We start from the raw sequence: 25,308 nt of genomic DNA, 5'->3' as shown, positions 1-25,308 counted from the left end.
ATTCTGTCTTTGATTTAATCAAAGGTGAGAGAATCTAAACTGAGCCGAAACCCGTTTCTTGCTGAGATGATATTGTTAGTGACTGACTTCTCTGTCCGGCTTAATTGATGGCAAGATCAGGCAATGAAATGATAAACTTGCTGCCCTCACCCTTCACCGACTTTACTTCGACTTTCCCGCGCATCTTATTGACCATCTCGTTCACTATATAAAGTCCAATGCCGGAACCGGAACTTCGGCTCGTTGCGCGAAAGAACATTTCAAAGATCCGTGGCAAATGTTCAGATGAGATACCTTCGCCATTATCATTTACGCTGAGCGTAATTCCCTTGCCATTTTGTTCGACGCACACTTCGACATATGAACGATCTTTTCTGAGGTCGCAGTACTTAATGGCATTCGAAATCAGATTATTAAGAATGATAGAGATTCTCTTTTCATCGCCCGAAAATTTCAGCTCCGGTGAAATCAGAATTCTTCTTTCAATCCTTGCAAGCGCATCCATATGATGAAGCTGCTCGAAGATCCCCTCAACGATCGATCTGAAGTCGACAGGAGCCAGTTCAATTTCAACCCGGTTGTTACGTGAATAACTGACGATATCCTGAATAAAGTTATCGAGCTTATGAAGACTTCGCTCCTGCATATCGAGCAATGAAGAGATTCCGTCCATGTCCCTCTCGGCACGTGCTACGGCGATGAGTCCCAACAGAGAGGCTATGGGCGCACGCAAATCGTGAGATGCGCTGTACACAAAACGATCGAGTTCTGCATTGGTCTTGACGAGTTCCTCATTCTTCAACTTAATCGCCGCCTCAATCTGACGACGTTCACTGATGTTGAGAAACATTACTGCTACGCGATTGCGACCCGCCTGAAATGCGTATACCTCGAACACACCGTTGATCGTCCCGTTGTTGAAGTAAAAGTCCTCGATCACCCAGGGTTTACCGTAAACGGCAGCCTCGAGATATCTGGCCGGCATCTCCGTATTTTCAAGTCCGGGGAACGCCTCTTCAAGGGTCTTGCCCACAAGCTTTTGATTTTCGATTCCTGTTAGAATGTCGGCGGCGGGGTTGGTATCTGCCAGGACCAGTTTGCCACGTGCATCGACCTCATACACATAAATACCCATCGGACTCGATTGAATGATTTGGCGGAACTTGAGCTCACTCTCCTTGAGTTCGTTAACATGTTGCTCCAGTTCTTCATTCAATGCGTTGAGTTCCTGCTCCAGTTTCTTCCTTGATGATATATCAAATGAAATACACAGGATATGTGAGATCTCGCCCGCTTCATTTAACATCGGCGCATACCGCGTTGCATAAGTAATTCCAAAAATTGTTACCTCGTTCTCGATCACCTCTCCTTTCAATGCACGGCCGATGGCATCGGTAATCTCGGGAACATCGCCATACATCTCGTACACTGACTTGCCAATAACCTCGCCGGCCTTTAATCCAAGTGCCGCGAGACCAAGTCCCTCCGACAATCTGAATCTTCCCTGCTGATCAATGATGTATATGATCGCGGATGCATTCTGAACAACGCTCTTAAACAACTTCTCACTTTCCTTCAAAGCAAGCTCAACCTCCAACTGCTGCGTGATGTCGCGAAATGTCCCAAGGACACCGAACACCTTGCCGCCGTCGTCGAGTAAGGGGACTTTCGTAACAAGATTGTAGTGAATCTTTCCATCGGCATTGCGCAATGGTTCGACGTAGTAAAGCTTGGAGGTGTTCGTCTCCATCACCTCACGATCGTCGGCACGTAATTGTTCGGCGTGCTCAAGCCATGGCATGTCAAAATCTGTTTTACCCAAAAGCTCTTCTTCACTGTTGCAGTTGGCAACCTTCATAAACAGTGCATTTGCACCAAGGTATTTTGATTCTCTGTCCTTCCAGAATACACAATCAGGTATATAGTTGAGAATAGTCTGCAGGAAGCGGTGTGACGTTCGGAGCTTTTCCTCCGATAGTTTGCGATCAGTCACGTCGTTGACGACAGCACAATGATATTCCTGATCATCGAACTCCAGATGGTGAGTGCGCACCTCTACGTCGATCTCGGATCCATCCTTTCGGCGATGCTTGGTTAAAAAAGTCAACGTCTGCAGTTGCCGGAGGCGCTCCCAATGCGCTGGCCAATCTTTCGCTTCGTAATTCGGATCTATATCCGGAATACGGAGTTTGAGAAGCTCTTCACGACTGTACTGAAGCAAGTGAGAGAAAGCAGGATTGAAGTCTACGATGCGGCCGTCGGATGCAACCCATAACATTGAACTTGTTGCAATGTTGATTGAAAAGCGCGCCAGCTTCAGGTCCAGTTCGGCCTTTTTGCGCAGCGTGATGTCATCGTATGTTCCAAGCAAGCCGATCACCGAACCATCTGTATTCCTCAAGGGAACCTTGCTTGTTAATTTCCACTGTGACGTACCGTTTGCCTGTGGTAATGTTTCTTCAAAAAACAAGCTCGGAGTATTGGACCTCATCACGCGACGATCATCTTCAAGAAATCTGTTCGCGACTTCTTTTGGGTACAGGTCGAAATCAGTTTTGCCAATTAATTCAGCTGGCGAGGAATAGCCAGCGTCATTGGCGGCCCATCGATTACAGCCGACGATGATAGAGTTTTTGTCTTTCCAAAAGACCCGGGTAGGTATGCTATCCAATACCAGCTGCAGGAAACGCTCGGAATCTTTAAATGCTCTCTCCGTTAATCGCTGCCGTGAGATATCATGAAGCACCATGAGAATGGCTGACCGATTGTGCCACGTGATCATATGGGCAAAAACGCGGGCATAGAGAATGCCATTCCGCGTTGAGTACTTTAGCACATAGCCCTCAAGGCGGCGGTTGTTTTGGCGAAACGTTTCCAGCGCTCGTTCAACTTCAATTCGCGAAGCGAAGCCTGTATCAATCGGTGTTCTACCGATAAGGTCCGCACGGGCCAAACCGTGAAGGGTACAATAAGCATGGTTGACGTCAAGAAATACGCCTTCATTCGTGATTATTGCCTGCGGCAGTGGACTGGTGTCGAACAACATCGTCTTCAAATCGGCAACACCGTTCTGATGCCTGAACGTAGAATTCAACCATGTCTTAATTCTGTCGATCATTGTTTGTCGGGCAAAGTATGAACATGGCAAATACCATTGCTTTCATCGATTGACATTCCGGGCCGAATGAAAAACCAAGTCAAACAAGTCATTCCCACTTATGAAGTAGTTGCTTTGACGTTGAGAAATCCTATGATACGCTGTTACTAATTTACCGAAAAAAGAATGGGAAAATGAAAGCAATATAATGTGCCGTACACTCGATCTGCACGATTCCGCAGTTACAGGTCATTGGCTTTGCCGCTGCCACAGGTCATCTACGGTGAATCCGCTTCGGACAGGCGTTATTTACGTTTACGACTATTTTATGATCATGAAGGACTATTTCATCCCCTTTCTACATCAGATCTTTGTATTGCTATCAGTACATAGAAGACTATGAAAAACATTCTTAAAGACAGGAAAGTCGCAATCGCTGGCGGAGGACCTGCAGGTCTGACCCTTGCGCGACTGCTTCAACTTAAAGGTATTAGTGTATCCGTTTATGAAAGAGATGCCGATAAGTCAGTAAGGCAGCAGGGTGCCACACTGGACTTGCATGAAGATTCGGGGTTAGCTGCGCTTAAGAAAGCCGGGCTCCTGGACGAATTCAGAAAGCTGTACCGGCCTGGCGCAGATAAAATGAGAATAACCGATGAGCATGGTACCATCGTCCATGACGATCATGACCAAAAACCCGAAGACGATTTTGGCAATGAACACTTCAGGCCAGAGATTGATCGCGGTCCTTTAAGAGACATGCTGATTGATTCATTGATACCCGGAACGATTCAATGGAACTCCCATTTCAAAGAAATGAAGCCATCAGGAAACGGTTGGGAATTGTTATTTGCAAACGGCGGATCGGAATACGCAGACATCGTGATTGCTACTGATGGTGCCAACTCTAAACTGAGAAAATACGTCACCGATATTGAACCTCTGTATTCGGGTATCACAATTATTGAAGGAAACATTTACAACGCCGCCGTCAACGCACCAAAACTATGGGCACTTACAAAAGGCGGGAAAGTATTTGCTATGGGTGAAGAGAAGACAATCATTCTGAGCGCGAAGGGAGATGGGTCATTGTCATTTTATACGGGTACCAAAGAGTCAGAGCACTGGGCAACGCAAAGTGGGATTGACTTCAGTAACCGCCACCAGCTGATTGATTGGTTCAGGGGCCGCTACGCCGAATGGTCAGACATCTGGCTCGAGCTGTTCAATAGCGATGATGCCTACTTTGTCGCGCGACCTCAATACTACTGTCCCTACGATCAAAGCTGGAATACAAATCAAAACATTACCCTGATCGGTGATGCAGCACATCGGATGCCCCCGTATGCCGGTGAAGGGGTTAACATGGCCATGCAGGACGCGTTGGAATTATATGAAGCCCTCTGCGAGAGTGACTTTGACACCACAACTGATGCACTGAGGCATTTTGAATCGAACATGCTGAAGCGGGCCGCGGAAGTCACTTTTGAAACAATGGAGTCGACGGAAAGAATGCACAGCAAAGGGGCTTTGCAGAAGCTATTGGCGTTCTTTACGGAGGCCGCGCTTCCTGAATAATTTAGTTATAGCGACTGACCTTTGCTCACAGTTAGAATCTGAGCTGGCGCACAGAGGGCCTGGCGGGACGGCCGGCAAAACACTGCTTTTCCGTAATCAACTGAATGTCAACCCAGTTTAAAATGAAAATGCCATCAGGGACGAACCTGATGGCATTTTGGTTTTTAGAGGTCTCAAGCGGATTCGAACCGCTGTAGGAGCTTTTGCAGAGCTCTGCCTAGCCACTCGGCCATGAGACCCTTTCCGGATCAATTTTACTTCAGGGCAGGTGCCCAAAAGTGGCACAAAACTAATCAAATAAGGCCTCAATGCAACTTCTAGCCACAAGAAACCTGCCGGAACGCCAATCCAACGGATAAGCTCACTACCGCGAACCAGCCCGTTATGGAAACCCAGCAGGATACAGCCGCAAAGCCCTGTTGACTCGAAATTGTGATTGCCGTTGATTCAAACTATAAAACCACCCCTTTCGTTGATCGGGTATTTTGTAAATTGGAGAAAGGACCCTAATGGTCATAATAACTCCCAATTCCTTCCTGCCTATGATCGACAAGACCTTCATTTTAAGAGCCGCCGTGGCCATCATCCTACTTACCCATAGCCTGCCCGGTATGTTCGACGGAGGCGTGAATGCATTTGGAGAATCATACCTCAATCAGGTAGGCTTTGCCCCTCTGGGAGTACCCATAGCGTGGGCCATCAAACTCTCGCACGTTGTATGTGCAATCCTGCTTGTGCTCAATCGCTATATTAAACCAGCAGCGATCGTCACTATAATCATCTTGTTTATGGGAATTGTGATGGTACACTTTAAGGAAGGATGGTTTGTAGTCGGTGGCGGTAGAAATGGCATGGAGTACAACTTCCTCCTCATCTGCGCCCTGGTGTACATCATGTTCCCAAATGGGCTGCGGTCAAGGGCGTGAGATAAAACTTTATTCTCTCCGGCGGTTCGCGTCCGCTCGAGATCCAATAAAATCTATTTGTTGTTCGTTTCTGAATCATCTGCCGAAGGATCAATAAGAAGTGAGACAAAAAAGAAAGGCAGCCCTCGCAAGCCACCTTCCAAACCCAAATTCTTATGAATGTGATCAGCCTGATTGATGAGGCTACTTCTTTGTCATCTTCAACGCCATCTCGGGCTCATCAGTGGTGATGAAGTCTACTTTCTGATCGATAAAGGATTGCAGCATAGCCTCCTCGTTGACGGTCCAGACATTCACCGTTAGCTTTCGTTCTTTGGCGTCCGTTACCCAGGCCTGATTCTTTTCAAACAGCTTGTAGTAGTAGTCAATCCCCCAGAGTCCATCCTTTTCAATCTGCTCTGGTGATTTGTCGCCAAGTAAATAGGCAATGTTTGCTTTTGCATCGAGTTTCTCTATGGCCAGGCAGGCGTCATAATCAAAAAGGATGAAGTCAACGATTTTCTTTGCCCTGGCTGCCTCCACAGCAGCATAAGTTTTTTGTGCCGTTACAATCGAGCGCTCCTTGCTGATCTTTGATGGCTTAATATCAAGCACCAGTCGTGTGGCTTTTTGTTTCGTGATGATGTCCAGAAACTGATCAAGCGTCGCGATAGATTCACCGTTTGGATGCTTCACTGCCAGCAACTGCTGATAGGTAGATGTCTCCACTGACAATTCATAGAAGTGTGGATCGTGGTTTACAACGAGCACGCTATCTGCCGTCATCCAGATGTCGCACTCGCTTCCGAACACTCCCAACCTGAGGGCAGCATTCAACGAGCTGATAGAGTTTTGCGGCAGGCTGGTATTCTTCCATGCGCCGCGATGCGCAATTACTTTGGTCTTCGACTTCTGTCCGTAGGCGAAGGCGCAACAAAGCATTAAGAGTGTGACGAGTATTTTCGCTTTCATTGGGAGTAAGAATCAGGTTAAGAACTATTAAATAGGTGTTTAGGGAGGTTGAGTGAGTGTGAGAGTGAGAGTGAGAGTGGGAGCGAGAGTGAGAGTGAAGCTTAGATCAGGATTAAGGGTGAAGGCGGGGCTGCAAAGCCCCGACCCCCCAATTCATAATTCTTAATTCTTAATTCTAATTAAAGCTATACCTCAGCCCCACCTGAAACTGATACGGGTTGCCTGATGGCGTCACCACACCCGCGGTGTTCACGCGGTAGTTGAAGCGTTGGTTTGCCGCATCAAATCCGGGAACTGCCGGCGACGTTGCTGTAGCCGGAATTCCAAGAGCATAAAGTGCCTGAGAACCCAGTGACTCGTTTCTACCCCATTCCTTGTTAAGAAGGTTGGCAACGTTGAAGATGTCAATTGAAAGTTCGATTCCATGTGTCTCGTTGATGTTGAACTTCTTGTAGGCCCTGAGATCCCAAATTCCGTAGAAGCCATTCACGCCTCCGTTGCGTTCGGCGATTCTGCCAGAATACTTCGTGATGTAATCCTTCACGCTCTGGCTCGCGTTCGGATTATCAAGCACTGCCTGAAGGCCAGCTCTGACATTCTCCGGAACGCTGCCGCTGTTTCTATCGAAGATGAAAGCAAGGTCGTTCGTACTCGATACAAAGTCGGCATTGCTGTTTGCACCGGAAAGCAGTGAATAACGCGTGCCACCGATACCGGAATAGCGTACCCCTACCGTTATACCCCAGAACGAAGGGGCTGATCCGTAGAACACAACCTTATGACGAAACTGATTGTCGGAATAAGTCATTTGACTCAAGTCCCGGGGATTGTCTCTCACAGGCAATGAAAGGGTCGCAGTGTTGGCCACGTTTCCATTGAACGAGGTATTATCTTTGGTATCATTCCAGGTGTAGCTTACATTGAAAACCCCATCCTTGAAGTATTGATAGGTAACATCAGCAACCAGCGCATACTGATTTATCTCTCCTTCACTTACAAGTTCAAGAACACGTCCGAACTTTGTGCTTTTACGACCCTTAAGCCAGTCGCCTGCGCCATTCGCTGGCATGGTATTCAACGGCACGTATACGCCACGATCGCCTTCCTGAGGCAGTGTGAAGTATGGATCATCAACCATGTTGCGATCAACATAGGTGTAGTTATTGCGTCCCAATGTTGCAAAGCCGCTTACACCGACCTTAAGTCGTTCGTTGATAAAATGGTGATAAGATGCATTTGCCTTGTAGATCACAGGAACCTTTGCGTCAGCACCATTCGTGTTGATGGTTGGCAACTGAAAGGCATCAAGTGTAGGGATGCTTCCGTAGTTGTTACGATATGCGGCAAAGTCTGGAGTTGGAATATTCGGGGCACGTACGTCCACCGTTGCAAGGTGCTTGCCATCGAACGTCAGGTTATTGATCAGTACGTAGTTGTTGATGTCGGATGCAAAGATGCCTCCGCCTATCCGGATGATGTCTTTATGATTTTCGTTTACGTCCCAGGTAACCTGCAATCTCGGCTGCAGCACTGAAGACTTTAAGCGATTGTCGGTGCGGATACCCAATTCATCATACAATTCCTGGTTAAGGGGCGACGTCGGATAGTAGGCATAGTCATAACGAAGACCGGCTGTCACATTGAATCCTGTGAACAGCGATGTCGACATTTGTCCGTAGATACCTGCATTAAATATGTTTCCTTTTACACCCCAGTCGTCCATCAAAGGAACCTCGCGGTAGTAGCGGTAGGGTTGCAAAGCTTCAAACTTGGCGAGGGCATCCTTTCCTGCAGCGGCATCAACAGTGTAATGGAATCTGCCGTTTACCTCGCTGCCGTAAACAGAATGCGCACTTGTGTACATGAAGTCAACACCAAAGGTGTAGTCGATTTTATCCGTGCTCAGGTAAATGTTATCGATCAGCTGGATCACATGGTTCTTGAAGGATTCCTGCGCGAAACGGTGACCGCCCATCTGTATGTTTGTTGAACGTGTAGTTCCATCGCTCAGTGTCGACACAACGCCTTCTACAATGTTCCTTGGAATGTTCGCCTCAGGCAACTGATCGCCGGGGCTGCTCTTCTGATAAGTATAGAGGTATTGAAGCTTTGCTTCGTTCGTGAGACGAGGCTTGATGGATGTACGTAACGATGCGAGTATGCTGTTATCAACGTTGTAGTCGTTACCATACGACTCCAGGATATTGATCGCAGTATTGTCGGCAAGGCCCAGCTTATTCATATCGCGCGTATAGTTGTCGCGAATGGTGAGCAGGTTCTTGTCATTGATCTGCCAGTCGATACGTGCAAAGGCTGCATCTGATCCGCGCTTTTTGTCGAAGCTACCGTATTGATCATCCTGAGATACTCCGTATTCATTACGGGCAATATTTACGAAGCGATCGAGAGTCGATGTGGTAATATTAAAACGGTTTTCATCGGCCGGACTCTGAATGTCTGCAATGATGAGGGGACGGCTGTCCTGCTGATGGTCCCATGCCACGAAGAAGTGGAGCTTGTCTTTGATGATCGGACCTCCAAGCGTAAAACCAAATTGATTTGTCGCAAAGTCAGCGGTGCTTTTGTTTCCACGTATGTCGTACCTGCTGGACATCCAGTCGGCGCGGCTGTAGTTAAAGAGGCTTCCCGAAAATTTGTTCGTTCCTGATTTAGTAACAGCGCTAACAGTACCGCCACCGCTTCTTCCATAAGTGACATCATAGGCATTGGTCACAACCTGAAATTCTCTCACGGCTTCCATGGAGATAGAATAGGGTGCACCACTTCTGCTCGTTGTTGAACCTGCCGAGGTAGGATTCTTGGCATTCATGCCGTCGATGGTAAAGTTTGTTGAAGAGCCAAGCTGACCGGCAATGTTACCGCCGCGACTGAGTGGCGACAGGTCCATAAGGGACGTGAAGTTTCGTCCGTTTACGGGAAGCTTATTGATGTCGTTGGCGGATATTGATGTTGATGCGCCAAAGTTCTCAATCTGATTGTGAAGGCTTGATGCCTGAACCTCCACTGCGTTGAGTGTCTCGTTCGATTCCTGCAGGTTCGCCTTAATTCGAATGGCATCGCCCTGATGAAGAACAAATCCCGTCTGTTTAAATTCTGAGTATCCTATGAAAGAGACCGTCACAGTATAGGGTCCGCCAAGAGGCATTTGTTTAAACAGGAAGTCTCCCTGTGCATTGGTTTGGGTACCTGTTGTAAAACCGGTGGATTCGTTCCTGACCATGACTGTTGCTCCAGCCATAGCGTTGGTTTTCTGGTCGCCAACATTTCCGGAAATAGTAGCGTGCGTTGTCTGTGCGTCGGCTATAACAGCATTTAATAGCAAACACACGAAGATTACAAAACGGTAGTAATGATTCATGCAGTTAGAGTTAGTGGATTTGGGCGCAAGAAATGCAACCAACGTAATCTATATGTTACCCTAGCGTTACCGTTGCTTAATTGCTGATGCCCGTAAAGTTTCCAAAGTGTTAAGAATCATTAATCTGAAAATCGATTGGGTAATTAGGTCTACAATGCAGACTTGTGGAAGGGTGTCGCCAAAGAGATAGCTGAACCTTCACCGGATGCTTGTCATAACGCGCAATTGAGTCTGGCATAGTCTTTTCGGAGTCTCAGATGCGTATGAATAGATGCGTGGACGATATGCACATTGAAGATGATATGCATGTTGAAAGAGATGAGATGAATGTTCAAGATGAATATTCAATGTAGATGCATACAGGAATTGGATGCCTGTTGCGTCAGATGCATGTTTTATACCGATGCATGCATACAAAATTGAATGCACATATAGAATCAGTTACTTAAACACAACAGCTATGAAAACGATCATAAAAACAATATCACTTGCCGCGTGCGGCTTTCTCCTGAGTGTTTCAGCATTTGCTCAAACAACGCAGGACACTCAAAATCCTCAAACCCAGGACTCACGCTTGAATCAGACCACCCCTGCTGCTACGGGATTCCAATCCGGCACGACACTACAGTCCGGTACTGCTCAACCGGGAGCAACTCAATCGGGGACAACTCAATCCGGAACTACCTTCCAATCAGGAACAACTGGTCAGGGGACAACGGGAACCATGAACACGATCCCGGGAACAACGCCAGCTGCACCTGGCACAACGGGAAGCAATACCTATAATTCCGGAGCACAGCCTTCTTCCAGCCAGACACCTTCTGTAACACCGACTAACCCTACCGTACCTCAGTCGACGCCGGCGGGTTCAACGGCTACACCTTCAACGGCGCCTGCTCTGTCTTATCCAAGTCAGACTCAGCCGCAGGCTCCGGGAACGCAAGGAAGCTCAATAACTACTCCGACAATGATGCAGCCATCATTAACACCAAACAATCAATTAAGCCAACCTAATAATGGCAACCAGAACAGTCTGCAGCAGCAGCCGTCAACGACCGTACCAAGACAGAACTGAAAGAATCAGAGTGAGTGTGTAGTGTGAGAGCGAGGAGAAGAATCAGAGTGAGTGTGTGCGAAACCTATAGAAATAAGAAAGGTGACCATTAACTGGTCACCTTTCCAAACCTGTAAAACTATCAGATCTTATTCTGACTTATCACCGCCAGACATTTTTTCCTTCAAGGCTGCAAGTGCATCGAGATCTCCCAGCGTAGACTTTTCAGACTGCTGATTGATTGACTGCACAGTGCTTGTCTTTCCAGCTGCAGGCTTCTTACCACCCTTACCGGCTGCCGGTGCAGGACGATCTTCTTCTGCAGACCATGTCGCCTTGTGCGACAACGCGATACGGCGGTCTTCCTTAGAGAATTCAAGGACTTTGAAATCCAGTGACTCTCCAACTTCTGCCTTCGAGTTATCTTCTTTTGCAAGGTTCTTAGCTGCGCAGAATCCTTCGATACCATACGGCAATTCGAGGATAGCACCTTTGTCGTTCTTGTTGATAACAGTACACTTATGCACTGAACCGATCGTAAAGATCGTCTCGAAAGTATCCCAGGGGTTTTCTTCGAGGTGCTTATGGCTGAGAGCGAGGCGGCGGTTAGCTGCATCGAGCTCGAGCACTTGTACTTCCATTGTATCACCCACCTTCACGAACTCTGAAGGATGCTTGATCTTACGAGTCCAGCTCAGGTCAGACACGTGTACGAGACCGTCGATACCCTCTTCGAGCTCGATGAAGAGACCGAAGTTAGTAAGGTTACGAACGATACCCTTGTGGCGTGTACCCACAGCGTACTTAGTAAGAACATCCTGTCTTGTCCAAGGATCTTCAGTGAGTTGCTTGATACCAAGTGACATCTTGCGCTCATCGCGATCGAGTGTCAGCACAACTGCTTCAACCTCATCACCCACTTTCATGAAGTCCTGAGGATTGCGCAGGTGTTGTGACCAGCTCATTTCGCTTACGTGGATGAGGCCTTCAACGCCAGGCTGAAGTTCGAGGAACGCGCCATAGTCAGCAACGTTAACGATCTTGCCTTTAACTTTCGAGCCAACCTGGATTTCAGCAGGCAGTGCATCCCATGGATGAGGCGTAAGTTGCTTCATACCAAGAGAGATACGCTTCTTGTCGCCATCGAAGTCGAGAACAACAACCTTCACGGTCTGATCGAGCTTCAATACTTCTTCCGGATGGTTGATGCGACCCCAGCTGATATCTGTGATGTGGAGGAGACCATCTACGCCACCAAGATCGATGAACACACCGAAGTTTGTCATGTTCTTGATAACGCCTTCCAATACCTGACCTTTCTCGAGGTTGGTGAGGATAACGGCCTTTTGCTGCTCGAGGTCTTTCTCGATGAGCACCTTGTGCGATACAACTACGTTGTCGTTCGTGTAGTTGATTTTCACAACCTTCACCTCGATCGACTTGTTAACATAGATATCGAAATCGCGGATAGGCTTAACATCGATCTGCGAACCAGGAAGGAACGCTTCGATGCCATACACATCCACAATAAGACCACCTTTAGTTCTGCGCTTAACAAAGCCTTCAATGATGAGGTCCTTGTCGAGAGCTTCCTGAACGTATTCCCATCCTTTCACAAGTTTCGCCTTGCGACGGCTGAGAACGAGCTGACCCATTGCGTTTTCACGCTCTTCAATGAAGAGGTCAACTACATCACCGATCTTCAGGTTAGTCATTTCCTTGAATTCAGCCAGTGGCACGAGACCATCAGACTTAAATCCAATGTTCAGGATCACGTCGCGGTTGTTAATACCTACAACAGTTCCTTTTACAACTTCGCCAGAATCAACAGATGTAACCGTACCGGAGTACATCTTTTCCATTTCGGCCTTCTTCTCTTTCGAGTATCCTTCGCCGAACCCCTTAGAGTCGAATGCTTCAAAGTCGAACTGACCAGGGATCTGCTTTTCGTACTTTGCTTTTTTGAGTTCAGAAACCGGAATGGCTTCTGTTGAGATTTCTTCCTTCTGAGCGGATCTGATCTCTGCCAACGGATCGTCTTCGTCTACCTCGATCTTTGTTGACTTTTCCTTCTTCGCTGCTGCTTTCGCTGCATCGTCTGCTGCAGATGGAGCAGGTTTTCTGGGTCTTTCACCCGGTTTTGAGGCTTTAGCCATGATTAAACCCTGATTTACATGCACCCGGCGGGCCGACGAATGCAACTTAGTTTTAGATACTGATGGCCAACACGTTGGACCTCCAGCCTGCTTACTTAAGCAGGGGTGCAAAGGTAGGAAAGAATTAAGAATTAAGAGTTAAGAATTAAGAATTATAGGAGAAGAGTGAGGGTGAGGGTGAGAGCGGAGTGAAGAGCTCACGCGAATGTGACGATAAGTCAGTTCGGAAGCGCATCTGAGGAGGTAAAGAAGAAAAAACGCAACCATGAGGGGCTTATTGCGACAGCATTCCCTCTCCTCAAAAAGGAGTTGTAGGTTTTATTGACCTTCGGTCAAGGGTTTATTGAGGTTCGATCGAAAGCCCACGGAAAGAATCTGACCTACCTAGTGTGCCATGTTGTCACAATCAGGGTGTCCTTTAAACATCATAACCCCGCATGTGCGGGGTTATGACGTGCAATCAGCCGAAGGCTGGCAACTATTTCTTAACTCTTAATTCTTAATTCTTAATTTCTAAGGGATGTCCTCCATCTGCAGAGTGCCCATCGCGTAGTCGATGAGGATGCGCTGGAACATCAGGCCGAATCTCGCATTCTCCATGTCACCCTGTGCCTTGACGTAAGTCTGGTTCACGGTAGACAATTGAACGATGTTGGAAATTCCAAGGTCATAACGCTCCTTCTCCATGCGATAGGCCAGTTCTGCGGCCCGAAGCTGTGACTGGGAAGTTTTGTAATTAGAACGGGCATCTGCAAAGTTCTGGTAAGCCAAAAGGACATCAGACTTCACAACAACCTCTACGTTCTTGCGGCGAATTGTTGCATTTCGATACTGCATTCTTGTCGACGCTGCCTGTGCTCTGGTCAACAGACCATTCCAAATCGGGATCGTAATGCTGACACCGTAGTTCAACTGCGTGTTATCAGTGTAAAACTGATCATGGAAGCTTCGATTGTCTTCACCCTGCACATAGTTGTAACGCGAACCGTACTGTATGTTAGCATAAGCATTTGGGAACCATCTACCCCTTGTGGCTGCATATCCGAATTGGAAAGAGCGTTCCGCATATGAAGCCTGCTTCAGATCACTGCGACGATCAGCCGCCACCTTATACATTTCTTCAAGGGTGGTAGAATCCTGGATTTGAGCATTTATATCCCAATCAACTTCACCCACATCGAACGTTGCAGGATCGGTTCCTATCGTTACTGCCAATGTCGCTTTGTCGTTCTTGAAAGTGTTTTGTGCTCTCAGCAAAAGCAGCTCGGCATTTCTCAGCAAATATTCCTGGTTGACCATGTCGGCCTCAGCCTTTGCACCAAGGCGTGCCTGTTCGCTGATCTGATCATACGTTGCCTGTTGTGTACGGACGTTTTCATCGGCTACCTTAATCAGCTCGCGATCGCGGAGGCAGGCCAGGTACTGATTTGAAACGTCACGCATCACATCCTGCGTTGATCGCACGACCTGATGCAGTTGTGCTTCATTGGCATTCTTCGCAGCACGGTGGGTATTAAGCATTCCAAAGCCAGTGAACACCGGCATTGAAGCGCTTACCGAACCGCCTACGTAGTCGATCACACCATTCACCACTTGTCCCTCGTTCGGGTTGAAAGAGTTACCATCAGTGCGATAAAGATCCCAATTTCCCTGCACGGATGGTCCCATCTGAAGCAAAGTTGACGTCTTGTTGATTTCCGTGTATTCTAACTGGTTCCTTTGCTGAGTAAGTGCCAGGTTGTTTTGCATGCCAAGCTTTACGGCATCTTTAAATGATAACACCCTGATCGAATTGTCCTGGGCAATACCCGACAAAGAATTCAATAATAACGAACAACCAACAGCAACAGCCGATAAGTACCTCATATACATTTTAAACTTTCTTTTCCCCTCTGAATTCCAGAATTATCTACGCATTTGCACTTTCCACTACCTGCTCATCTGCAACGATAGCGCCATCCGCCACTCTGATGATGCGCTTACCATACCGCGCATTTTCCTCCGAGTGAGTTACCTGGATGATGGTTATGCCTTCATCATTCAGCTTCTTGAATATTTCCATGATCTGGCGACCCTGATCTGAGTGCAGGTTTCCGGTAGGTTCATCTGCCAGCAATAATTTCGGTTGACCAACAATGGCACGGGCGATGCCCACCAATTGTTGTTGCCCGCCACTAAGTTGTTCAGGGAACAGATCTTTCTTAGCCACCATGTTGAAACGGTCGAGCATTTCAGCAACCATGCTTTTTCGCTGCGCGCTGCTCACACCTTTGTACAACAGTGGTGTTTCAATGTTTTCGTAAACGGTAAGTTCATCGATCAGGTGATATGCCTGGAAGATGAAACCGATGTAGTTCTTGTGCATATCGGATTTCTGTTTCTCCTTCATCTTATGCACAGGCTCGTCGAAGAAATAATACTCGCCGGCAGATGGTTCATCCAGCATACCGATGATGTTCATCAGTGTGGATTTGCCCGCGCCGCTGGGTCCCATGATGGTGAGAAACTCTCCCTGATTTACGGTCAGGTTGACGCCCTTTAATACAAATGTCCGCTGGAAGCGGGAGTCGACGTACTTGTCGATGTCGTTCAGTTTTATCATGAATGTGCCGTTTAGGGTGTATGAAACGAGCCCCGGCACCCCAAAGCCAACAAATGTGCCAATGGGTCCGGAGCCTATGTAAAGGCCGAATTTAATGGTTACCGGCGATCATTCCGTCCGAATGTGCAAATAGGTGTCCTAAAACGAACAAGTCATTTGGAGAGGTTTTGAGGTGGAGATTTGGAGAGTCGGGGTCGCGCGCAAGGCGCGCGGTGAAGCTTTACAGGCCTGAAATCAATACCGGCAGAGGGCCAGGCCCAGGGATTATCAGGGACTTGTAATGCTTCAGAAAATGATCGGATACAGGATCACATCCACACGACGGTTCATTTCCATACCGCGATAGGTTGTATTGCTATAAACGGGATTTTCGAGGCCCCAGTCCTTGATCGATATCTTATGTTCGGGGATGGCCATTTGGTACAACAGCTGCTGAACCGTTTCGCTCCGCATCTTCGAAAGCCATTCGTTGTACTCGCGCCCGCCGATCGGGTCAGTGTGGCTGATCAGGTGGATATCGTACTTATCAAGAAGGTTTGGTATCGAGTCAAGCCAGTCGAAAAGTTGTGTGGCCTGATCTTCATCGACGTCGTAGCTGCCGCCTCCGAAATAGATGCTCTTGCGTATTTCATCCTGCTGCGCGATGGCGGTGATCGCGCACGAAAGCAGAACAAAAAATACTGCGAGCTGCTTCATGTCATTAAGTTAGCGATATGCAGCAACATGAACAATTCCTTATTCTTTAATCTTGTTACTTCAGATTCGATCTCCGATCTGAAAGGTGGCGCTTGCATAAAATGGCTCTTCCGATTTGGCAACTCTGGCATTCAGATTTGATAGATGGTTCGAATCAGGATCCCTATATGCTCGTGTAACCAGGTTGGTTCCACTTGGGGGAAACCCTATGCCTCCTCCCGTCGTAACAGTGGCATCGAACGTTCCCCAAAACCCGTGTTCAACGTTTACGATAACATAAGAAACAAACCTGACTATTACAGGCAGCTCCAAAGCGGTGATTCGCTTGTCACGCTGTTTCATTGCAATACGCAAAATAAAACGGAGGATGTCTGGAGCCACTGCAACTACATCGTATATGCGGTCGATGGCTGTAAAGTATGGCACACCTCACAGGGTTCTTATCGTTTACAAACTGGAGATTGCTTATTCGTCCGCAAGGGAGCCTGTATCGTTGAGCATACTTCCGATGACGCACCCTGCTTCATGTTCTTCTTCGTTCCGGACGAGTTCATTGCCGAAACACTGAAAGAGAAGGCAAACACCATAACGCGCCTTAAGAAGACATCGGACCTCATTATTCCGATCGACAACAGCGCTATCATGCAGGCATTCTTTCATTCCATGATACCGTATTTTGGCAGCCAGCGAAAGCCTGATGAAGCGTTGCTCTCTCTTAAGTTCAAAGAGTTGCTGCTGACGCTGGTTGACAATGAAGCGAATGAAGACCTCTGTGGATATTTTGGTTCACTCCTCCAGCAGCCGCGTACAATGACATTGCAGGAAGTGATGGAATCAAACTTCTGCTTCAACCTGAAGCTTGAAGAATTTGCGCGACTCGCGGCGCGTAGTCTCTCCGCCTTTAAGCGTGACTTCGAAAACCTGTATCATACAACACCCGGAAAGTGGTTACTTGAAAAACGCCTTAATCATTCGTTGCACTTGCTTACAAATGTTGGAAAGACTGTACGTGAAGCATCCATTGAAAGCGGATTTGAAAGTGCTTCGCATTTCAGCCGAGCGTTTCGTCAATATTTTGGTACACCTCCCACGGCTGTAAGGATGATGGCCGATGAATTGAACTTCTGAGTCAACTCTTTGGACTTCTCAGTAAAGCTACGCGGCTAACACTGCATACACTTTAGCGTTCATAGGAGTAAAACAACTTATAACCATGTCAACTAAAACAATGACCCCTGTGAATCCAAACAAAGCTTTGTGGGAAAAAGGAGATTTCACTCAACTGGCAGCGACCATGAGAGAGAGTGGAGAAGAACTCGTAAAAAAGATCGGTGTATCGAAGGGAATGAGTGTGCTTGACCTCGGATGTGGTGACGGTACAACTGCGCTGCCTGAAGCAAGACTTGGAGCCAGGGTGCTCGGCGTCGACATAGCATCCAACCTTGTTGAAGCCGGAAATCGTCGTGCGGAAAGCGAGGGTCTTTCTAATTGCAGATTCGAAGAAGGCGATGCCTCTGCTCTCCAAAATCTCGAAGACCATAGCTTTGACATGGTTGTGTCCGTATTCGGTGCCATGTTTGCTCCACGGCCTTACGATGTGGCGAGTGAAATGGTTCGTGTTACACGACCCGGAGGAAAGATTGTGATGGGCAACTGGATACCCGGTGACCCAACGCTCGTGGCCCAGATCCTCAAGATCAGTTCGGCCTATACTCCCGCTCCTCCTGCCGGTTTTATCAGTCCGATGCTGTGGGGTGTTGAAGATCAGGTGATCGATCGCTTCGAAAAGGCTGGTATCAGCAAGGAAAACATTTCCTTCGAAAAGGATACGTTTACATTCCAGGCTGCATTTCCCTCCTCCACGTTTCTTGATAAGTTCCGATACTACTATGGCCCTACAATGAATGCATTTGAAGCGGCACAGAAGGAGGGTAAGGAGCAACAGCTTCTTGCTGAACTGCAGGACTTATTCAGGAAGCAAAACAGGCACCCTAACGAAAACTGCACCTCCATCCCTGCGACGTTTCTAAGGGTGACTGTTCAGTGTTGATTTCAGAAATTTCCGAATAGCGGTCCCGTTGTATAACAACCAACTCACAGTCGAAGACGTTTGACAAAGTCAGGCAACGAAATCCTGAATTCTTAATGTATATATTCACCGGTTATCAATTGCAATCTTACGTTGGTAGCCGGTGACACCGCTTCGCCAGTCGACATGATCACTTTTTCGACTCCTTCAGCATAGCCTCAAGCTTCTTAGCGGGCTTTTCCAGTTTAATTGCTTTACCGATAACCGGCTTGAAGATATCGCCCTCAGAGCGAAGTCTCTCTACTGCATTAAAGATGGTAAAGTCCTTCATCGTCAAACCCTTCTTTACTTCCTCCCAGTACAACGGCATGGATACTGTTGCGCCAGGTTTCGGCCTCAGTGAATACGGCGCTGCGAGAGTTGCCTGGGGTCTGTTCTGGAGAAAGTCGAGATACATTTTGCCTTTGCGATTCGATACGATGCGTTCGATGCTTGTAAACGACGGGATCCTCTGATTGACTACCGTAACGACTGCACGCGCGAACTCCTTGGATTCCTCATAGGTGTATTGCGCTGCCATGGGGATATAGATGTGCATGCCGGTAGATCCGCTGGTCTTGCAATGCGACTTCAGGCCGATCTCGTCGAGAACATCCTTCGTTACCAGCGCAGCTTCAATCACCTGGTCAAAAGTGTTCTTTCCTGGATCAAGGTCAATGATGCACCAATCCGGATTGTCAGGGGTTTGAATTGTGCTGCTCCAGGGATGAAGTTCGATGCATCCCATATTTGCCATCAACAGAATATCGGCTTCGGATTGAGGAACCATGAAATGCTTGTCCTCGGTTGAATCGCTGCTGTGATATAGGAATCGTTCTACCCAATCGGGCACTTTACCTGTGACATCCTTCTGATAAAAGCTCTTGCCGTTGATTCCGTTCGGGAATCTGTTCAGTGACTGAGGTCTGTCCTTAAGGTAGGGCAACAGATAGGGCGCAACCTGATAATAATAATTGATCATTTCACGCTTCGACACATCTGATTCAGGCCAGTATATCTTCGAAAGGTTTGTGAATTTTAGCTCGTGCCCGCCTACTTCGCGCACCTGTGTTTCATCTTTTGGATTCAACAATGTTTTACGGGCTTGTTTCGTTGTTGCTTTTACGACTCGTTTGGCCATAGGTTCATCGTTTACTAAGGATTCGGTTGGCATTGGAGTTTCACGGACAACTGTTGATGCCTTCTTATCATCGCGCATTCCCTCGAAGGACGGATGCCGCATAACGCCATCGCTGGTCATCTCTGTGAAACTTACTTCACACACAAGTTCAGGTTTGAGCCATGTTGCCCTTGCTGCCGGTGGCGACGGTCTGAAACGGGATGGCTTGTTGACATCCGGCTCGACGTCGAATGGTGACTCAGAAACTATGCGTGGTTTGAATTGTTTCATCATGTCTGTCTGCATCTCGCCATTGAATCCAGTGCCAACCTTACCGATATACGTCAACTGTTTACCGTCATGTACCCCAACAAGCAGCGAGCTGAATGCTCTGTCCGAACCTTCATTCAGGGTAAATCCACCAATGACGACTTCCTGACGTTTCTTTACTTTTATCTTCAGCCAGTCTGGCGATCTTCTGCCTGCCTCATAAATGCTGTCCGCACGCTTTGCAATCAATCCCTCAAGACCGAGCTTATCCGCAACAGCATACAGTTCAATTCCCGACATCTCAAAGCTTTCACTCATTCTTACGGAATCACTCCAGGGAATGGCTTTCGCGAGCATCTTCTTTCGTTCTGTCAATGGGAGGTGCGTAAGGTCGGTACCTTTCAACCAAAGAAGATCGAATACATAATAAATCAACATGCCATCCGCTTCGCTTCTCCAATTTTGCAGTGCTCCAAAGTTTGAGTGGCCGCGTTCGTCGAGTACTAATACCTCGCCATCTACAATTGCATCCATATTCCATTGAGACAACTCATCGTAGATGGGATAGAATTTTTCATTGAATGTTTTGGCATTCCTCGACATCAGTTCAACATTGCCATTCTGAACAAATCCCAGTGCGCGATACCCATCCCATTTAACTTCGTAAACCCATCCTTCCTTATGAAATGGTTTATCAACCAGCGTTGCCAGCATGGGCTGAAGTGACGGGAATTTGCCTTTAGGAGATCCGGATGGTTTAACATTTCGTCCACCGCTAATATCTCCAGCCTTAGAACGTTTGGGAGTGATTCTGCGGGAGGTTGCAACGGTTCGTTTCTTAGCTTGAGCCTTTGTGCGTCCTGGTTGCTTCACCGCTTGCCTCGTTGACGCATTGATCGCCTTCTTTCCTGCTACTCGTTTAACCGACGATTTGCCCGCGCGTTTTACTGAAGACGATTTGGCACCTCTTTCGGGAGTTGATTTCGCAGCTTTTACAGAGGATTCCTTTGCCTTTGCTGAAGTGGATTTCGTTCGCTTTAATGAAGGTGATTTCTCTCCATAGATGCGCGCAGGATGCGTGCCGATGCCTGCCATCGTCCGCCGTGATACGACAGATCGATCATGCAAAAGAACATCATCTGACGATGCATACTTATCATCGAGTTTCATCAGGAGCCACGAGTTCTCGCCTCTCCCGCTGGCCTTCACCAGTGCGAACAGTCCTTTCAGTTTTTTTCCATTCAGTACAAATTTGATCTTACCGCTATGCAGTTGACGCCGAAGCATCTTGTCCATCTCTTCTTTAGACGTCTTTTTGTCCAATTCGGCGGGTTGATAGAATCCTTCATCCCAAACCATTACTGTTCCTGCACCATAGTTTCCCTTTGGAATTACGCCTTCAAATGTCCGGTAGTCGAAAGGATGATCCTCAACCATCATGGCGAGCCGTTTAACGCTGGTATCGAGGGAAGGCCCCTTGGGCACCGCCCAGCTTTTCAATACGCCCTCCATCTCCAACCGAAAATCATAATGAAGATGTGAGGCGTCGTGTTTCTGTACAACGAACCGAAGCTTTGAGCCCGACGATTGCCCTCCCGTTGGTTCAGGAGTTTCTTCGAAGGACCTTTTCTTTTTGTATCTGACAAGTGACATCGCTGTGATTTTTGTTAAACAATTCAGTCCGTATAAAATGCCTGAAGAACCCGCCCGGGGAAGAATTATGGAATTCTATTTTTTCAGATCACATCAAATGTTATCCACCACCCGACCACTATACATTTACATCATTCTGCAGAAATAAATCCACAAAACTTCTTAGCTGCAGTGGCGCCAGATGAATGTCGAACACCATTTAATATATCATTTGCATGCGCGAAATAAAAGTCTAAAAAACCGTGCCGGTTGTAAGGGCTTTCACCCGATGGTGTTCCCGACGAACAAGTCAGGTAGTTTCATTTGCCGATTAACTTCATCAGATCTTCCAGTTTATTCGCCTCGGATGGTGGCTTGTCCTTTCTCCACCTGGCGATGCGCGGAAAGCGCAAAGCGATACCCGATTTATGACGTGTTGAACGCGCAATGCCCTCAAAGGCAATTTCGAAAACGAGTTGTGGAGTGACGCTTCTGACAGGTCCGAATTTTTCAATAGTGTGTTGCCTTATCCACCGATCCACTTCCCGTATTTCTTCGTCGGTAAGACCACTGTAGGCTTTGGTGAATGGGACTAATTGATTGTCGTTCCAGACGGCAAATGTATAATCGGTATACAAATTCGCGCGACGACCATGACCGCTCATGGCATAGATCATCACTGCGTCAACGGTACGTGGATCAATCTTCCACTTCCACCAGTCACCGCGGCGGCGGCCATCGCGGTATATCGAGTCTTTGCGCTTGAGCATGATGCCTTCACTAAGCATGTCGCGTGAACGTTCCCTCTCCCGACGGAGATCTTCCCATGTCGTAAAGTTTACTATCGGAGAGAGCTGAAGAGAAGAGGGGCTTCCCAGAGCGATTTCTTCAAGTTTAGCCCGTCGCTGATACAGGGGCCATTCGCGTATATCGACCCCGTTGTACTCCAGCAAATCATAGGCGACAAAAGCAACGGGGGCGTCGCGCTGGATTTTTGGTGTAAGGTTCTTTCTTCCTATACGCGTTTGAAGCACACTGAACGGCAGCGGCCTGCCGTCCTTATAAGGAAGTATTTCACCATCGAGGACAACGCCCTGCGGTAGCGTCGTCAGCAATGGCACGTACTCAGGATACTTATCTGTTACAAGCTCTTCTCCCCGGGACCAAACGAAGAGGTTTTGGTTCCTTACGATGATTTGTCCTCTGATGCCATCCCATTTCCATTCGGCCTGCCAGTCTTCGGGCTTCCCGAGGGACTCCACTTCGTCTTCTAACGCATAGGCAAGATAAAATGGGTAGGGCCTTGAGTCATCATGAGTTTCCTCTGAGAGCACAAGGTCTTTGTAGGTGTTGTCTACTGGTGACCAATTCCCCATGAGGCGGTGTGCAACGGTGTTCTCTCTGACGCCGGCATGCTGCGCCAATGCTTTAACCATAAGCGATTGGGAGACTCCGATTCGAAAGCTTCCGGTAATAAGTTTGTTGAAGACAAACCGATCGCCCGATGCAAGGCGCATCCACGCACCGACTATGCGCGCGCGCTTTTCATCAATGGAGAGTGGTTCGAGCGACTTGATGAAGTTAATCCAGTAGGTGAGCGATTCATCGGAGACTTCCGTTGGCGGCGGCAGAACGAGGGTAATCGTTTCTGCAAGATCACCGACCACGTGATAAGATTCTTCAAACAGCCAGGAGGGCAGCAAGGCCAGCTCGGAGGCCCATGTTGCCAGCAACGTAGCGTTCACCGTGCGGCGCGGTCGCCGATGAGAGAGGATAGCAATCGCCCACAGCTTGTCCCCGTCGGGAGCTACCTCAAAATAAGCAACAAGGGCCTTGATCTTCTCAAGAGTCTTTGTCGTCTGATCGAGGGCGGTAAAAAGCTGCGTGAACCTCTTCATTCAGATATCGTGATTCTCTTCATCATCTAAACGTAAGGCGGATCCCGGGACATCCTGTGAACCAGCGCCTCCAGGATCAATCGATTCCCCGACAGGCTTGTTCTCTTCACCCTGTTCGCCGACAGTCTTATTCTCTTCGGCGCCGCCTTCTGCAATTTCTCCCAGCTCACCCTCATATTGCGTTCTCACTTCATGGGCTTCAATGCCAAGTCCGGTCAGCCATTTAGCAAAGATCGAAGAGTAGCCATGGGTAACGAATACCCTTGACGCACCAGTCTCTCTAACGGCCAGGTTAAGCGCAGGCCAGTCTGCATGATCGGAAAGTACGAACCCCCGGTCAGCTCCTCTCCTTCTTCGCGCACCTCTAAGTCCCATCCACCCGGATGCAATGCCAAGAGAATAAGGATCAAACCTTCTGAGCCACGGCGTTCCGAGGGCAGACGGTGGACATATCACCAGTGCGGCTTCAAATTCCTTTTTCTTCATCTCCGGTGAGACGTATGTAGTTTCGGGGAGATCCTTCACTGAAGAAAATAAAGCGGTAACTGAGCGGATGGCGCCGTGTAAGAAGATCCGGCCTATTGAAGGATCAACGTTCCGAAGTATGCGCTGACTCTTGCCCAATGCATAGCCCGCAATAACGGACACCTTACCCGCAGATTGATTTTTTCTCCACCAATCGTTGATGTCATTAAAAATTTCCTTTTGCTGCTTCCAGTTATAGACGGGCAGGCCGAAAGTGCTTTCCGTAATGAAGGTGTGGCATCTTACCGGTTCGAAGGGTTCCGATATCCCGTCATGCTCAAGTTTGTAGTCTCCGCTGAATACCCATACCTCTCCCCCGTCTGATACTCGTATTTGTGCCGACCCTGGAATGTGACCAGCCGGATGAAACGAGAATTCTACGTTATTGATGAAAATCTTCTCATAGAAGTCGACGGTCTCAAGATTGTCCGTAAGATTGAGCCGATGCCGGATTACCGGAGCAGCCGCCTTAGTACAGAGGTAGCGCTGATGTCCCCAGCGCGCATGGTCAGAATGTCCATGCGTGATAAGTGCCTTCTTTACAGGCTTCCACGGGTCGAGATATACGCCTGCCTTTGGACAGTAAATTCCCTCCGACGTAAACTCCAGTAGCGCCATCGCAGTAAATTTTTATTGAATCAGGCAGCACCTTCTTCTGCTTGAAAGCTCAATGTCGGGGACAATTATTGTGCCGTGAAGTCCGATAACTGGCTTTAGAACGGCGGCATAAAAATGTCCCGATCTAAAGTGTATAACGCAATACAGTGAACAACGCATAACGTCTGCCCTACTGCGCATGCTTCTTGACGATGTCGGCAGGAATGTTGCATTCTGTACTCCTGCGGGTGTCTGCGAGATGAAAAATCTTCCATGTCCCTCCATCTTTAAAAAGCTGGAACGCATCTACCCCACAATGGCTAAATTTGTTTCCGAGATAAAAGGCGTAGTCGCACCAAACCTGAGCAAGCAAACCATCAATGGAAACCTTCACATTCCAGATTTCTTCGTACCACTTGTCCGGATGAGGTGTTCCAATTGCTTTCAGGAAACCTGCTACTCCCGCGTCTCTTGTAAGCACGAGTTGTCCTTCTTTGGTGGTTTTCACAGTTGCCACTGTTACTTGTGGCATAAAAGATTTACGTGCCATGGCGCTGTCACCTAGCTCCATGCCCTTGAACAGCTGCGCCACGACACTCCGAACCTGTTGTTCCTCGGATGATTGAGCCAGGCAATCGGGTCTGAGACATATCAGTTGAAGGGCGATTGCCAGTGCTACAAAAAAAGGACGATACGCGACGGACCGGGCACACGCCGCCGAGGTCAGGATTAATTCTTTAGTCATAGAAACATTGATGG

General features: G+C 48.0%; 17 protein-coding genes and 1 tRNA gene. 5 read left to right on the top strand and 13 right to left on the bottom strand.

All coding sequences use genetic code 11. The annotated features are described in order from the left end of the window. Positions 1-100: 100 nt before the first annotated feature. Positions 101-3,118, bottom strand: coding sequence for a PAS domain S-box protein (locus WBG78_RS05320; RefSeq protein WP_337325349.1), 3,018 nt, complete (start codon positions 3,116-3,118; stop codon positions 101-103). A gap of 378 nt (positions 3,119-3,496) precedes the next feature. Here WBG78_RS05320 and WBG78_RS05315 point away from each other — a divergent pair, with 378 nt between their 5' ends. Beyond that, positions 3,497-4,675 (top strand): FAD-dependent oxidoreductase, encoded by a 1,179-nt coding sequence (locus WBG78_RS05315; protein WP_337325348.1) that lies wholly within the window; start codon positions 3,497-3,499, stop codon positions 4,673-4,675. 168 nt (positions 4,676-4,843) lie between these two features. On the opposite strand, the gene WBG78_RS05310 is transcribed toward WBG78_RS05315, so the two are convergent. Then, a tRNA-Cys gene (locus WBG78_RS05310) sits at positions 4,844-4,914 on the bottom strand. A 303-nt stretch (positions 4,915-5,217) separates the two neighbouring features. Between WBG78_RS05310 and WBG78_RS05305 the strand changes: the two genes are divergently transcribed. Further along, positions 5,218-5,601, top strand: a complete 384-nt coding sequence (locus WBG78_RS05305) for a DoxX family protein (protein WP_337325347.1) — start codon at positions 5,218-5,220, stop codon at positions 5,599-5,601. Between the two features lie 183 nt (positions 5,602-5,784). On the opposite strand, the gene WBG78_RS05300 is transcribed toward WBG78_RS05305, so the two are convergent. Continuing rightward, positions 5,785-6,552, bottom strand: a complete 768-nt coding sequence (locus WBG78_RS05300) for a glycerophosphodiester phosphodiesterase (protein ID WP_337325346.1) — start codon at positions 6,550-6,552, stop codon at positions 5,785-5,787. A gap of 175 nt (positions 6,553-6,727) precedes the next feature. Then, complete coding sequence (locus WBG78_RS05295; protein WP_337325345.1) at positions 6,728-9,931, bottom strand: TonB-dependent receptor; 3,204 nt, start codon at positions 9,929-9,931, stop codon at positions 6,728-6,730. A 460-nt stretch (positions 9,932-10,391) separates the two neighbouring features. Here WBG78_RS05295 and WBG78_RS05290 point away from each other — a divergent pair, with 460 nt between their 5' ends. Continuing rightward, entirely contained in the window at positions 10,392-11,006 is a 615-nt protein-coding gene (locus tag WBG78_RS05290) for a hypothetical protein (protein WP_337325344.1), read from the top strand. 128 nt (positions 11,007-11,134) lie between these two features. Here the strand turns inward: WBG78_RS05290 and rpsA are convergent, their stop codons facing one another. The 5 genes from rpsA to WBG78_RS05265 form a co-directional block, all read right to left on the bottom strand. Next, positions 11,135-13,141 (bottom strand): 30S ribosomal protein S1, encoded by a 2,007-nt coding sequence (rpsA, locus tag WBG78_RS05285; protein WP_337325343.1) that lies wholly within the window; start codon positions 13,139-13,141, stop codon positions 11,135-11,137. A gap of 513 nt (positions 13,142-13,654) precedes the next feature. Then, positions 13,655-15,007 carry a TolC family protein gene (locus tag WBG78_RS05280; protein ID WP_337325342.1) on the bottom strand — a complete coding sequence of 451 codons (1,353 nt, stop codon included), beginning with the start codon at positions 15,005-15,007 and terminating at the stop codon, positions 13,655-13,657. A gap of 43 nt (positions 15,008-15,050) precedes the next feature. Beyond that, a complete protein-coding gene (locus tag WBG78_RS05275; RefSeq protein WP_337325341.1) occupies positions 15,051-15,743 on the bottom strand; it encodes an ABC transporter ATP-binding protein in 693 nt (230 codons plus the stop codon). Positions 15,744-16,028: 285 nt separating this feature from the next. Beyond that, the gene (locus tag WBG78_RS05270) at positions 16,029-16,439 is read right to left on the bottom strand and encodes an OmpA family protein (protein WP_337325340.1); all 411 of its coding nucleotides are present in this window, start codon (positions 16,437-16,439) and stop codon (positions 16,029-16,031) included. A 60-nt stretch (positions 16,440-16,499) separates the two neighbouring features. Further along, complete coding sequence (locus tag WBG78_RS05265; protein WP_337325339.1) at positions 16,500-16,865, bottom strand: hypothetical protein; 366 nt, start codon at positions 16,863-16,865, stop codon at positions 16,500-16,502. Here WBG78_RS05265 and WBG78_RS05260 point away from each other — a divergent pair. Both WBG78_RS05260 and WBG78_RS05255 read left to right on the top strand, forming a co-directional pair. Further along, entirely contained in the window at positions 16,773-17,567 is a 795-nt protein-coding gene (locus WBG78_RS05260) for a helix-turn-helix domain-containing protein (protein ID WP_443092777.1), read from the top strand. The two genes, WBG78_RS05265 and WBG78_RS05260, sit on opposite strands and share 93 nt — an antisense overlap. A gap of 85 nt (positions 17,568-17,652) precedes the next feature. Beyond that, positions 17,653-18,489: a class I SAM-dependent methyltransferase gene (locus WBG78_RS05255; RefSeq protein ID WP_337325337.1), complete on the top strand. Its 837-nt coding sequence runs from the start codon at positions 17,653-17,655 to the stop codon at positions 18,487-18,489. 169 nt (positions 18,490-18,658) lie between these two features. On the opposite strand, the gene ligD is transcribed toward WBG78_RS05255, so the two are convergent. From ligD to WBG78_RS05235, 4 genes are all read right to left on the bottom strand, one after another. Next, positions 18,659-21,550: a DNA ligase D gene (gene ligD, locus WBG78_RS05250; RefSeq protein WP_337325336.1), complete on the bottom strand. Its 2,892-nt coding sequence runs from the start codon at positions 21,548-21,550 to the stop codon at positions 18,659-18,661. A 299-nt stretch (positions 21,551-21,849) separates the two neighbouring features. Further along, positions 21,850-23,427, bottom strand: a complete 1,578-nt coding sequence (locus tag WBG78_RS05245; RefSeq protein WP_337325335.1) for an ATP-dependent DNA ligase — start codon at positions 23,425-23,427, stop codon at positions 21,850-21,852. Beyond that, on the bottom strand, positions 23,428-24,570 hold the full coding sequence (locus WBG78_RS05240; RefSeq protein ID WP_337325334.1) for a ligase-associated DNA damage response exonuclease: 1,143 nt from the start codon (positions 24,568-24,570) through the stop codon (positions 23,428-23,430). A gap of 169 nt (positions 24,571-24,739) precedes the next feature. Continuing rightward, positions 24,740-25,294: a nuclear transport factor 2 family protein gene (locus WBG78_RS05235; RefSeq protein WP_337325333.1), complete on the bottom strand. Its 555-nt coding sequence runs from the start codon at positions 25,292-25,294 to the stop codon at positions 24,740-24,742. Positions 25,295-25,308 lie beyond the last annotated feature (14 nt).

The sequence above is a fragment of the Chryseolinea sp. T2 genome (genome assembly GCF_037203685.1).
Classification (GTDB): domain Bacteria; phylum Bacteroidota; class Bacteroidia; order Cytophagales; family Cyclobacteriaceae; genus Chryseolinea.
Note: the sequence above shows the minus strand (reverse complement) of the source record. Positions and strands in the feature narration are given on the sequence as shown.

Excerpts from the sequence above, each read along its gene's own strand:
- WBG78_RS05320 (WP_337325349.1), bottom strand. The coding sequence starts at position 3,118 with ATGATCGACAGAATTAAGACATGGTTGAATTCTACGTTCAGGCATCAG.
- WBG78_RS05315 (WP_337325348.1), top strand. The coding sequence starts at position 3,497 with ATGAAAAACATTCTTAAAGACAGGAAAGTCGCAATCGCTGGCGGAGGA.
- WBG78_RS05305 (WP_337325347.1), top strand. The coding sequence starts at position 5,218 with ATGATCGACAAGACCTTCATTTTAAGAGCCGCCGTGGCCATCATCCTA.
- WBG78_RS05300 (WP_337325346.1), bottom strand. The coding sequence starts at position 6,552 with ATGAAAGCGAAAATACTCGTCACACTCTTAATGCTTTGTTGCGCCTTC.
- WBG78_RS05295 (WP_337325345.1), bottom strand. The coding sequence starts at position 9,931 with ATGAATCATTACTACCGTTTTGTAATCTTCGTGTGTTTGCTATTAAAT.
- WBG78_RS05290 (WP_337325344.1), top strand. The coding sequence starts at position 10,392 with ATGAAAACGATCATAAAAACAATATCACTTGCCGCGTGCGGCTTTCTC.
- rpsA (WP_337325343.1), bottom strand. The coding sequence starts at position 13,141 with ATGGCTAAAGCCTCAAAACCGGGTGAAAGACCCAGAAAACCTGCTCCA.
- WBG78_RS05280 (WP_337325342.1), bottom strand. The coding sequence starts at position 15,007 with ATGAGGTACTTATCGGCTGTTGCTGTTGGTTGTTCGTTATTATTGAAT.
- WBG78_RS05275 (WP_337325341.1), bottom strand. The coding sequence starts at position 15,743 with ATGATAAAACTGAACGACATCGACAAGTACGTCGACTCCCGCTTCCAG.
- WBG78_RS05270 (WP_337325340.1), bottom strand. The coding sequence starts at position 16,439 with ATGAAGCAGCTCGCAGTATTTTTTGTTCTGCTTTCGTGCGCGATCACC.
- WBG78_RS05255 (WP_337325337.1), top strand. The coding sequence starts at position 17,653 with ATGTCAACTAAAACAATGACCCCTGTGAATCCAAACAAAGCTTTGTGG.
- ligD (WP_337325336.1), bottom strand. The coding sequence starts at position 21,550 with ATGTCACTTGTCAGATACAAAAAGAAAAGGTCCTTCGAAGAAACTCCT.
- WBG78_RS05245 (WP_337325335.1), bottom strand. The coding sequence starts at position 23,427 with ATGAAGAGGTTCACGCAGCTTTTTACCGCCCTCGATCAGACGACAAAG.
- WBG78_RS05240 (WP_337325334.1), bottom strand. The coding sequence starts at position 24,570 with ATGGCGCTACTGGAGTTTACGTCGGAGGGAATTTACTGTCCAAAGGCA.
- WBG78_RS05235 (WP_337325333.1), bottom strand. The coding sequence starts at position 25,294 with ATGACTAAAGAATTAATCCTGACCTCGGCGGCGTGTGCCCGGTCCGTC.